General features: G+C 71.1%; 10 protein-coding genes, 1 tRNA gene and 2 pseudogenes. 3 read left to right on the top strand and 10 right to left on the bottom strand.

Annotation, left to right across the window (positions count from 1 at the left end):
• The 3 genes and pseudogenes from PHC73_RS07250 to PHC73_RS07240 form a co-directional block, all read right to left on the bottom strand.
• Positions 1-268 (bottom strand): annotated as a pseudogene (locus PHC73_RS07250) (peptidase M48); the annotation flags it as partial.
• Positions 253-1029, bottom strand: a complete 777-nt coding sequence (locus tag PHC73_RS07245; RefSeq protein ID WP_300126249.1) for an enoyl-CoA hydratase/isomerase family protein — start codon at positions 1027-1029, stop codon at positions 253-255. The gene PHC73_RS07245 and the pseudogene PHC73_RS07250, both read right to left, overlap by 16 nt.
• Positions 1030-1035: 6 nt before the next feature.
• Complete coding sequence (locus PHC73_RS07240) at positions 1036-1524, bottom strand: GFA family protein (protein ID WP_366949826.1); 489 nt, start codon at positions 1522-1524, stop codon at positions 1036-1038.
• Positions 1525-1630: 106 nt separating this feature from the next.
• Here PHC73_RS07240 and PHC73_RS07235 point away from each other — a divergent pair.
• Positions 1631-1707, top strand: a tRNA-Val gene (locus PHC73_RS07235).
• Positions 1708-1806: 99 nt separating this feature from the next.
• Here PHC73_RS07235 and PHC73_RS07230 read toward each other — a convergent pair.
• The 4 genes from PHC73_RS07230 to PHC73_RS07215 all read right to left on the bottom strand — a co-directional run bounded on the left by PHC73_RS07230 (position 1807) and on the right by PHC73_RS07215 (position 5496).
• On the bottom strand, positions 1807-2883 hold the full coding sequence (locus PHC73_RS07230) for an HAD hydrolase-like protein (protein ID WP_300126245.1): 1077 nt from the start codon (positions 2881-2883) through the stop codon (positions 1807-1809).
• Between the two features lie 182 nt (positions 2884-3065).
• Positions 3066-3989, bottom strand: a complete 924-nt coding sequence (locus PHC73_RS07225) for an AEC family transporter (RefSeq protein WP_300126243.1) — start codon at positions 3987-3989, stop codon at positions 3066-3068.
• 236 nt (positions 3990-4225) lie between these two features.
• Positions 4226-4828 carry a glutathione S-transferase family protein gene (locus PHC73_RS07220; RefSeq protein WP_300126241.1) on the bottom strand — a complete coding sequence of 201 codons (603 nt, stop codon included), beginning with the start codon at positions 4826-4828 and terminating at the stop codon, positions 4226-4228.
• A gap of 20 nt (positions 4829-4848) precedes the next feature.
• The gene (locus PHC73_RS07215) at positions 4849-5496 is read right to left on the bottom strand and encodes a class II aldolase/adducin family protein (protein ID WP_300126239.1); all 648 of its coding nucleotides are present in this window, start codon (positions 5494-5496) and stop codon (positions 4849-4851) included.
• Between the two features lie 266 nt (positions 5497-5762).
• Between PHC73_RS07215 and mrcB the strand changes: the two genes are divergently transcribed.
• Positions 5763-8063, top strand: a complete 2301-nt coding sequence (mrcB, locus tag PHC73_RS07210) for a penicillin-binding protein 1B (protein WP_300126237.1) — start codon at positions 5763-5765, stop codon at positions 8061-8063.
• Positions 8036-8593, top strand: a complete 558-nt coding sequence (locus tag PHC73_RS07205; protein ID WP_300126235.1) for a tetratricopeptide repeat protein — start codon at positions 8036-8038, stop codon at positions 8591-8593. The genes mrcB and PHC73_RS07205 overlap by 28 nt, the downstream gene beginning before the upstream one ends.
• A 107-nt stretch (positions 8594-8700) precedes the next feature.
• On the opposite strand, the gene PHC73_RS07200 is transcribed toward PHC73_RS07205, so the two are convergent.
• The 3 genes and pseudogenes from PHC73_RS07200 to PHC73_RS13950 form a co-directional block, all read right to left on the bottom strand.
• A complete protein-coding gene (locus PHC73_RS07200) occupies positions 8701-9786 on the bottom strand; it encodes a trypsin-like peptidase domain-containing protein (RefSeq protein ID WP_300126233.1) in 1086 nt (361 codons plus the stop codon).
• Positions 9776-10081 (bottom strand): hypothetical protein, encoded by a 306-nt coding sequence (locus tag PHC73_RS07195; protein ID WP_300126231.1) that lies wholly within the window; start codon positions 10079-10081, stop codon positions 9776-9778. The genes PHC73_RS07200 and PHC73_RS07195 overlap by 11 nt, the downstream gene beginning before the upstream one ends.
• A gap of 5 nt (positions 10082-10086) precedes the next feature.
• Positions 10087-10194 (bottom strand): annotated as a pseudogene (locus tag PHC73_RS13950) (J domain-containing protein); the annotation flags it as partial.

Below are 10194 nucleotides of genomic sequence, written 5' to 3'. Positions count from 1 at the left end.
CCGCCTGCACCAGGCCCGGCGCCTCGGCGGGGTGGATGGGGCGCCCGCCGTACAGGCGCAGCAGCAGCGCCGGGGCGATGCGCGGCGACAGCGCCAGCAGCAGTCCGCTGAGCAGCAGCGCCCACAGCACACCCGCCGTGCCGCCCAGCAGTTGGCCCAGCAGCGCCAGCAGGGCCGTCATGCCCAGCAACAGGATCAGCGAGTGCACGTTGTTGCGGGCGCGGTGGCTGAGCAGCGCCGCCACCGCCGGCATCAACGGCCCTGCCATCGCGGCGGTCGTTTTTCGAGGAAGGCGGCCAGGCCCTCTTTTTTGTCGGCGGTTTCGCACAGGCCGGCCTGGGCGAATTTTTCCAGCGCCAGACCGGCCACGAGGCTGCCCTCCATGCCGGCGTGCACCATGGCTTTCATGAAGCGCGGCACCAGCGGCGCGAAGCCGGCCAGGTGCTCGGCCATGCGCTGCACGGTGGCCAGCAGCGCGTCGTCGTCCACCAGGCGCGTGACCAGCCCGATCTGCAGCGCCCGCTCGGCGTCGATCGGTTCGCCCATCAGCAGCATGTCGAGCGCCCAGGCGCGGCCGATCAGGCGCGGCAGGCGCTGCGTGGCGCCGCCGCCGGGGATGATGCCGAGCTTGCCCTCGGGCGTGGCAAAGCGTGCCCGCCGGCCGGCCACGCGCAGATCGCAGCCGAGCGCCACTTCGAGCCCGCCGCCAAAGCAGATGCCATTGATGGCGGCGATGGTCGGTTTGGGGCAGCGCTCCAGGCGCTCGGCGACGCCCTGCACGATCGGTTCGAGCGCCTTGTTGAGGTCGCGCTGCGCCACCTCGGCCAGATCCGAGCCGGCGGCGAAGGCTTTGTCGCCGGCGCCGGTGATGGCCAGCACGCGCACCGCCTCGTCGGCCGTGGCGGCGGCGATGACGGCGTGCAGTTCATCGACCATCGCCAGCGAGATGGCGTTCAGTTTGTCCGGGCGGTTCAGGGTGATCAGCGCCAGCGGGCCGCGGGTTTCGTACAGCAGGGTGTCGAAGTGCATGGGAGGTCAGTCGGTGATGAGGCCGTGCCGGCGGTGCCAGTCGATCAGCGCCTCGTCGGGGTAGTCGGGGAAATGGCGGTTGGCGGCGTCCTGCGGCAGCACCGGCACCCAGGCCGGTTTGCTCGCCAGCATGATGTGGCAGCGCTCGGGCGGCACCGGCAGCGGCGTGTCGATGCACGACGCGAACGGGTGCAGCAGCTGCGGCCAGCGCGGGTCCCACACCCACAGCGCGCTGCCACACTCGCGGCAGAAATGCCGCTCGCCGGGGCTGCGCTCGCTGCGCACCGGGTGGTCCATGAAGGCGTGGTACACGCCGACGTGCTCGCGGCCGTGCACCGTAAGGCTGTCCGCCTGCGCGTGCAGGTTGATGGCAAAGCCGCCGCCGCCCTGGGTTTTGCGGCAGATCGAGCAGTAGCAATACATGTACGGGTAGGGCGCGTGGCTTTGCACGGAAAAGCGCACCGCCCCGCAGTGGCAGGAACCTTCGAGCAGCATGGCAAAGCCTCCGCGGTGGGGTCTGCGCGCCATGGTAGCGGGCTGCGGGCGATGCCGCTGCGCGTTGCCGCTTGGGTCCCGCCTGTGCTAGATTTGCCAGCCTTGCAGGCGCGTAGCTCAGTTGGTTAGAGCACCACCTTGACATGGTGGGGGTCGTTGGTTCGAGTCCAATCGCGCCTACCAGACTCTGCAGGTTCGAAACCCGCCAGCCGTGTGTAGACGGCAGGCGGGTTTTCTGCGTTTTGGGAGCGGTTCGCGGCCAACGCCGCTGCGGCGTGGGGGTTACGGCGTGTTTTTCGGCCGCGGCAGCGTCACGAAGCCGCGCTGCGTCGCCAGCTCCAGCGCCGCGCGCGTGGGTTGGTTCAGGTCCATGCCCGCCGCCACGGCCGGCGCGAACCAGCCGATCTCGAGCGACTCGTAGTTCTTGCGCGGCGTCGGCCGGCCGGGCAGGCGCGACACGTAGTTGATGAGCAGGAAGTGCCGCGGCTGGGTGAATTCCGGGCTCTCGATGCAGTCCTGGATACACAGCCAGTCGGCGTGGTCCACGTCGATGCCGGTCTCCTCGCGCATCTCGCGCCGGTAAGCCGCCAGCAGCGTCTCGCCGTAATCGACCTTGCCGCCCGGCAGGCCCCAGCGGCCGGACCACTTGGCGGTGCGGATCAGCAGCAGTTCGCCGGTGTTCGCGACCAGCAAGCCGCCTACGGTGGCGATCACGCGCCGTTCGCTCGCCAGCAGGTGCTCGCGGTCGATGAGATCGATGATCTCCCGCACGCTGGCGAAGGCGTGATCCGGCCGCGCCGCGCGCAGGCGCTCTTCGGTCGCATAGCCGTACAACGCCGCGCCGGCGATGACGCCGGCGGCGTGGGCGGCGTCGATGTCGTGCGGCGTGTCGCCCACGTACAGCGTCTCGTCGGGTCGAAAACCGGACTCGGCGACGATCTGCTGCAGCACCGGAATCTTGTCCGCCGCGCCACCGCCGATGTGGCGGAAAAACTCGCGCAGGCCAAGACGCGTCAGCAGCTCATCCAGGATGGCCGTCGGCACGCTGGAACAAATGCTGAGCGCCACCCCGCGCAGGCGGCAGATGTGCAGCAGCGCCGGCACGTCGGCGAACAGCTGCGACTGCGCCATGCGCGTGGCGAAATGGCGGAAGAACACGGCGTCGATTTCCTCGCGTGGCCGCTCGCCGATGAAGCGCCGGTAGAAGCGTTCCACCGGCAGCGTGAACTCGCGCCGGTAGGTGGCCTCGTCCACCGGCGCGGCGCCGAAGTGCGCCAGCGTGTCGCAGGTGGCGGCGAGTGTGAGCGCGCGGTCGTCGGCCAGCGTGCCGGCCCAGTCGAGGATGAGGTGGCGGATCATGGCGGGCGGTTAGGTGAAGGCTGAAAAATTCCATCCCTGGAATTTTTCAGCTCGCTGCTGCGCGGTACTCGCCCGCGCGGCGCTCCATGAATCAACGGCGAACGCCGTTGATTCATGCCGGAGCATCCTGCCCCGGCACGCAAGCGCCGCATAACCAGCGCTTGCGTGGCAAAACCGCATTGTCACCCGCCCAGCAGCAGGCTGCGATACAGCGGCGCCAGCACCAGATAAATGAGGATGGAGGCGGTCAGGGCGGCGCCGTACAGCTCGGTGTCGAGCCGGTAGCGGTAGGCGAGGATGACGCCCACCGCCGGACACGCCGACGCCATCGCCACGCCCAGCACGGCCAGCGTTTCCCCGCGCAGCCCGAACGCATAGGCAAACGCGAGCCCCAGCGCCGGGCCGGCCAGCTGGCGTATGAACAGCGCCGGCAGCGCCGCGCCCAGGCGGCGCATGGCGCCCAGGCGCAGCGACAGTCCGACCACGAACACCATCAGCGGAATGCCGGCGTCGCCCAGATACCGCAGCGTGCCGACCAGCCGATCCGGCACCGGCAGGCCGAGCAGGTTCACGGCCAGCGCCAGGAACACCGCCCAGGCCGGTGGCAGGCGCAGGATCTCGCGCCCCAGCGACACCCGCCCGGCGCCTTCGGCGTGGCGCGCCGCCACCGCCACGCCGACGGTCCAGATCAGCAGCGTGGTGGCGATGAGGTCGTAGGCGAACACGGTCGCCATGCCACCCGGCCCGAACAGGCTGACCACCACCGGCAGCGCGATCGAGCCGTTGGCAAAGCCGGCCGCCAGCAGCATGGCGCCGCGGCTTTGTGGCGACAGACCAAGGCGTGGCCCGGCCAGGCGATAGGCGAGCGTGGCCAGCAGCAGGCCGCCCAGACTGCACACGTAGCCGGCGGCCGGGATCACCATCAGCTGCGGGTTGAGTGGGGCGCGCGACATGATGGCGAAGATCAGCGCCGGACCGGTCACGTAGATCATCAGCATGTTCAGCGCCTGCGCCATGTGCGCGGCGTCGACGCCGCCGGGCGTGTGCCGGCGCCACAGCCAGCCGGCGGCCAGCGCCAGGAAAACGGGGATCAGGTCGAGATACACGTGTGCTTGTTCCGAAAACAAAGCACCGCCGGCCGCGCTGGGCGCTGCCGGCGGTGTGGTTGAAGGAGCCGCTGAGTTATTCAGCGCTTGCGTCCGGGGCGGGATGCCCGGCCTGAATCTATGGCGTAAGCCCTTGCTTCATAGAGCACCGCGCGGGTGTGCACCGCGCGACGGCGAGCTAAAAAAATTCCAGGGATGGAATTTTGCAGCGTTGCCAGGACGATCGGCCATGTCGGTCAGGACGGCTGCGGTCGGGTCGCCTGCATGGACGGGCGCTGGCTGAACTCGGCCAGCCAGGCTGCCAGCGCCGGGTGCGTGTCGCGCCAGACGACGTCGGGCAGGCGAAAGTCGAGGTATTCGAGCGCTACCGCGAACTCGATGTGCGCCAGCGTGAGTTCGGCTCCGAGCGCCGCCACGTCCCGCTCCATCACCGCCAGACCGCGCCCGATGGCGCGTCGCTGGCGGTCGGTCCATGGCGTCCAGCGCTTGTCTTCCGGGCGCAGCAGTTCCATGCGCGCGGTGACGGCGGCGTCGAGCACACCGTCCGCCAGCGCGGCGCGGCGCAGCACGTCAAAGCGCGCCGGGCCGTCCGGGATGAGGCGCGGTGTGGGCGCGAGGCTGTCGAGGTATTCGCAGATCACCCAGCTGTCGTACAGGCTGCGGCCGTCGTCCAGACGCAGCGCCGGCACCTTGCCGAGTGGATTGGCCTCGAGCAGCACCGCCGGGTCTTCCATTGGGCTGACCACCACTTCCTCGACGCGCCCGGCGAGGCCTTTTTCGAGCACGGTCACACGCGCCTTGCGCGAGTAGGGGGACGGTTTGGCGTAGATGAGTTGCATGGCGTGGCTCCGCGGTTGGTTCAGGACGTATCCTGTTTGCCGTAGGTTTTGAACTGTTCCAGCACGCGCGCCATCTCGGCCGCGTCCAGCAGCACCGGCGTGCCGCTGGCGAGCGCCGCGCAGTACTGCGCGGCCAGCGATTCGATTTCCTCGGCCAGGTCGAGCGCTGCCGGCAGGCTGGCGCCGGTGGCGATCAGGCCATGGTTGGCCAGAAGGCAGGCATGGCGGCCGTCGAGCGCCAGCAGCGCATTGGCCGACAGTTCGGCGCTGCCGAAGGTGGCGTACTGCGCGCAGCGCACGTTGTCGCCGCCGGCGGCCGCCACCATGTAATGAAACGCCGGCAGGTCGCGCCGCTGGCAGGCCAGCGCGCTGGCATAGCGCGAGTGCGTGTGCACGATGGCGGCGATGTCCGGCCGGGCGGCGTAGATGTCGCGGTGGAAACGCCACTCGGACGAGGGCTTCAGTTGTCCCGGCGCGGCCACGCCGTGGCCGTCCAGGCGTACCAGGTCGGCGGGCTCGAGCGCGTCGTAGGCGATGCCGGTCGGGGTGATCAGAAAGCCGCCCGGCAGACGGGCGCTGACGTTGCCGCAGGTGCCGCGGTTCAGGCCGAGGCGCACGCTGCCGCGCGCGGTGTCGATCAGCAGCTGGCGAAGGGCGCTCTCGTCCAAGGGCGGACCTGGCGGAAATCTGGCGGAAATAACGAATGGGGCGCGCGACGCGCGGCCGCGACGGGCCGGCAGTATGCCACAGCGGCTCCCGCGGGCCCGGGCCTGCTGCCAGCGGCCGGTCGGATCGGCTTGCCTGAAACTCAAGGACCGAGTTTGTGCGAGTTCCCCGAGTCGGCGGGTAAGCCACGGGTCGGGCGGGGAATTTTCGGCCGTGGCCGGCAGGGTAGACTTACGCGCCCAACGCCTCGCACCGACCCTGAGCGTCCATGTCCAAATCCAGGTTCCGACCCTTCGCCGGCCGCCGCTGGCTGGGCTGGCTGCTGCCGCTGGCGTTGGCCAGCCTGGCGGCGCTGGCGCTGTACGCGGTGCACCTGGACCGGGTGATCCGCGCGAAATTCGAAGGCCAGCGCTGGGCGCTGCCGGCGCGGGTGTTCGCGCGCCCGCTCGAGCTGTACGCCGGCGCGCCGCTCGGCGTGGCGCGCGTGGTCGAGGCGCTCGAGCGGCTCGGCTACCAGCGCGGTGAGCCGGTCGGGGCGGGCAGTTACACCGTGCGCGGGCCGCGTCTGGTCGTCTACACGCGCGGCTTCCAGTTCTGGGATGGTGCCGAGCCGCCGCGCAAGGTGCAGATCCGCTTCGACGGCGGGCAGATCGCCAGCCTGTCCAGCGCCGACGGCGATTTGCCGTTGCTGCGTCTGGACCCCGAGTTCATCGGCGGCTTCTATCCGGCCAGCAACGAGGACCGGCTGCTGGTGCGCCTGGCCGAGGTGCCGCCGCTGTTGGTGCAGGCGCTGCTGGCGCTCGAGGATCGCGATTTCTACCGCCATCACGGCGTCTCGCCGCGCGCCATCATGCGCGCGCTGTGGGCCGACGTGCGCGCCGGTGGCGTGGTGCAGGGCGGCAGCACGCTGACCCAGCAGCTGGTCAAGAACTACTTTCTGACCGCCGACCGCACGCTGTGGCGCAAGCTGACCGAAGCGATCATGGCGGTGCTGCTGGAGACGCACTACACCAAGGACGACATCCTGGAGTCCTACCTCAACGAGGTGTTCCTGGGGCAGGTCGGCTCGCGCGCCGTGCACGGCGTGGCGCAGGGCGCGATGCTTTACTTCGGCCGTCCGCTCGGCGAGCTCGACACCGGCCAGCTGGCGTTGCTGGCCGGCATGGTGCAGGCGCCGTCCTACTACAACCCACGCCGCTATCCCGAGCGTGCCCTGGCGCGGCGCAACCTCGCCCTGCGCGTGCTGGGCGAGCAGGGCGTGCTGACGCCCGAGCAGGTGGCGGCCGAGCAGGCCAAGCCGCTGCGCGTGCCCGAGCGCAGCTCGCTCAGCATGGCCCGCTACCCGGCATTCCTGGACCTGGTGCGCCGCCAGCTGCAGCGCGACTATCCCGAGGACGTGCTGCGCAACGACGGCCTGCGCATCTTCGCCACCATGGACCCGGCCGTACAGGCGGCGGCCGAGGCGGCGGTCGGCGAGCAGGGCGAAGCGCTGGCGCGCCAGCGCAAGCTGCCAGACCTGCAGATGGCGGCGGTGGCGGCGGATGTGGCCACCGGCGAGGTGCTGGCGCTGGTCGGCGACCGCGACGTGCGCTTCGACGGCTACAACCGGGCGCTCGACGCACGCCGGCAGATCGGCTCGCTGGCCAAGCCGGCCACCTATCTGGCCGCCCTGTCCGAGCCGGCGCGCTTCAACCTGGCCACGCCGCTCGACGACCTGCGCATGTCGGTGCGTTTGCCGACCGGCCAGAGCTGGCAGCCGCGCAATGCCGGCGACGATTACGCCGGGCGCATTCCGCTGCTGCGCGGCCTGGCCGAGTCGCGCAACAGCGCCACCGTGGCGCTGGGGTTGCAGGTGGGCCTGCCGAACGTGCTCAAAACGCTGCGTGCGCTCGGCGTGACGCGTGACCTGCCCGAGGTGCCGGCGGTGATGCTGGGCGCCGTCGAGCTGACGCCGTTCGAGGTGACGCGCATGTACCTGACGCTGGCGGCCGGCGGTTTTCGCCTGCACCTGCGCGCCATCCATGCCGTCACCGACAAGGACGGTAAGCCGCTGGCGAGCTACCCGCTGTCGGTGGAACAAAAGCTCGACCCGGCGGCGGTGTTCCTGGTCAACACGGCGCTGCAGGAAGTGGTGCGCAACGGCACCGCGCGCGGGCTGGGCCGGGTGCTGCCGGGCCTGAACGTGGCCGGCAAGACCGGCACCACCAACGACAGCCGCGATTCCTGGTTCGCCGGGTTCACTGGCAACACGGTGGCGGCGGTGTGGGTGGGCATGGACGACAACCGCGAGACCGGGCTTTACGGCGCCAGCGGCGCGATGCGCATCTGGGCCGATCTGATCGGCCGGCTGCCGGCCGTGCCGCTGACGCTCGCCGAGCCGCCCGGCATCCACTGGGTGCAGGCGCCAGACGGCCCCTGGCTGCCGGCCGCGCAGTGCCCGGGTGGTTTCGGCCTGCCAGTGCTGGACGGCGGCGTGCCACCGGGCGCGGTGTCGTGCGACGGCGCCGCCCTGCCACCTCCTCCCGACCGGAGCGACGACTCATGGCGCTGGCTGCGCAGGCTGTTTTGAACCGTTTCCCGCTGCCCCGGCTGGGCCTGGCGTCGCTCGCGGCGCTGCTGCTGGCGGGCTGCACGAGCGCGCCGCCACCGCGACCCGAGCCGCCGCCGCAGCCGCCGGTGACCCCGGCGCCCGTGCCGGCGCTGCCGCCGGCCCAGCCGCTGCCACGGCCGCAGCCGCCGCCGGCGGTCATGCGTCCCGGTCCGCCGCCGTCGGCACCGCCGTTGAGCGTCGCCCCGCCGGCCGCCGCCAGTGGTGTGCCGCAAGCCTCGGCCACCGGCTCGCTGGTGGCGCTGGCCGACCGCCAGGCCGCCGCCGGCGATTACGCCGCCGCGGCAGCGCAGCTCGAACGGGCGCTGCGTATCCGGCCGCAGGACCCGCTGCTGTGGCAAAAACTGGCCTGGCTGCGGCTACAGAACGGCGATTTCGAGCAGGCGGCCACGCTGGCGGCGCGCTCGGACGCGCTGGCCGGCAACAACGCCGAGCTGCGCGCCCAGAACCGGCGCATCATCGAGCTGGCGCGCGCCCGCCGGCGGCCGTGAGCCGCAGCGCGGGCCGGTGGCGCGCGGCAGCAAATGGATGGGGTTTAACAGGCCATTGAAAAAAGGTTTTTCAACGGCCTGTTAAGTCTTCCATCAAGCGCCGTTTTTCACGCGCCGGCCTGCAGCGTGACGGTCACAGTCAGGCGCCGCTGACCGCGCAGCACGGTCAGCGGCACCGTGTCGCCGGCGGCGAAATCGTCCAGCCGCGCCAGCAGCCGTGCCACCGAATCCACCGGCTTGCCGTCCACGGCGACGATGACGTCGCCAGCCAGCGGCCGGCCATCCGGCGCGAGCCGCAGTGGCACCAGGCCCGCCCGCGCCGCCGCTGAGCCCGGCTGCACGCCCAGCACGAACACGCCGCGGATGCCGAGCAGGCGCGTCAGGCGGGCATTGACGCCCTCGTCGACCTGCACGCCCAGCGTCGGGCGACTGTAGTGACCGGTGCGGATCAGCTGCGGCACCACGCGCATGACGGTGTCGACCGGCACCGCAAAGCCGATGCCGGCGGAGGCGCCGGACGGGCTGTAGATGGCGGTATTGATGCCGATCAGCCGGCCGGCCGAGTCCAGCAGCGGACCGCCCGAGTTGCCGGGGTTGATGGCGGCATCGGTCTGGATCAGGTGCTCGACCACCGCGCCGTCCTGCGCCGGCAGGCTGCGGTCGAGCGCCGACACAATGCCAGTGGTCAGCGACCAGTCCAGGCCGAAGGGGTTGCCGATGGCGAACACCTTTTGACCCACGCGCAGGTCGTGACTGGTGCCGATCGGCACCGGCGGCGGTGGCTGGAAATCGACGCCGATTTTGAGCACGGCGATGTCGTGCGCCGGGCTCGCGCCGACCAGGCGGGCGGGATAGTCGCGGCCGTCGGCCAGACGCACGCTGGCGCGCGCGGCGTCCTCGATGACGTGAAAGTTGGTCACCACATGCCCGGCGTCGTCCCAGACGAAGCCCGAGCCGGTGCCGCGCGGCACGGCGAACACGTTGCGCGTCCAAAGGTCGCGCACCAGGGCGGCGGTGCTGATGTAGACCACGCTGTCGCGGGCGTGCTCGAACAGCGCGATGGTGGCGCGCTCGTCCGCATCCAGCGGTCCGCGCGGGGTGACGCTGCGCGCGCCGGCGGCCTGCGCCGTGCCCGCCAGCAGCGTCAGCAGCAGCGCCGCCAGCAGCCTCGGCCGGCGGGCATCACAGGCCATGGCGCGCCAGCTGCGCGCGCAGGCGCTCGATCTCCTCGATCAGGTCGCTGACCAGGCCGGCCAGTTCCGGCACGGCGTCGAAGTCGCGCTCGATCTGCCGCAGCCGCCGCGCCCGGCGCAGCGTGGCGGACGAAAAGCGCCACACGCCGCCGAGCGACGTTGCCTGCGGCAGCAGGCCGGCCTCGATGTGCGCCTCGAGCCAGGCCACGTCGGCCGCGCAGGCCGCCGCCAACTGCTCGAGCGTCAGCCAGGAATCGTCCAGCAGGGCACCGATCAGGGTTTCGGTCTCGTTCATGGAAATCAGCTCCCGCGACGTGGATCGAAGGCGAGCTCGCGCGCCATGGTTTCGTAGAGTTCCCGCGCGCGCGGCGTGTTGGCCGGCGGCAGCACCACGCGCAGGTGCAGCAG

It is taken from the genome of Immundisolibacter sp., assembly GCF_028696615.1.
GTDB lineage: Bacteria > Pseudomonadota > Gammaproteobacteria > Immundisolibacterales > Immundisolibacteraceae > Immundisolibacter.
This window is presented reverse-complemented; position numbering and strand designations above follow the sequence as displayed.

Coding starts and splice junctions, on each gene's coding strand:
- PHC73_RS07245 (WP_300126249.1), bottom strand. CDS start 1,029: ATGCACTTCGACACCCTGCTGTACGAAACCCGCGGCCCGCTGGCGCTG.
- PHC73_RS07240 (WP_366949826.1), bottom strand. CDS start 1,524: ATGCTGCTCGAAGGTTCCTGCCACTGCGGGGCGGTGCGCTTTTCCGTG.
- PHC73_RS07230 (WP_300126245.1), bottom strand. CDS start 2,883: ATGATCCGCCACCTCATCCTCGACTGGGCCGGCACGCTGGCCGACGAC.
- PHC73_RS07220 (WP_300126241.1), bottom strand. CDS start 4,828: ATGCAACTCATCTACGCCAAACCGTCCCCCTACTCGCGCAAGGCGCGT.
- mrcB (WP_300126237.1), top strand. CDS start 5,763: ATGTCCAAATCCAGGTTCCGACCCTTCGCCGGCCGCCGCTGGCTGGGC.
- PHC73_RS07205 (WP_300126235.1), top strand. CDS start 8,036: ATGGCGCTGGCTGCGCAGGCTGTTTTGAACCGTTTCCCGCTGCCCCGG.
- PHC73_RS07200 (WP_300126233.1), bottom strand. CDS start 9,786: ATGGCCTGTGATGCCCGCCGGCCGAGGCTGCTGGCGGCGCTGCTGCTG.
- PHC73_RS07195 (WP_300126231.1), bottom strand. CDS start 10,081: ATGAACGAGACCGAAACCCTGATCGGTGCCCTGCTGGACGATTCCTGG.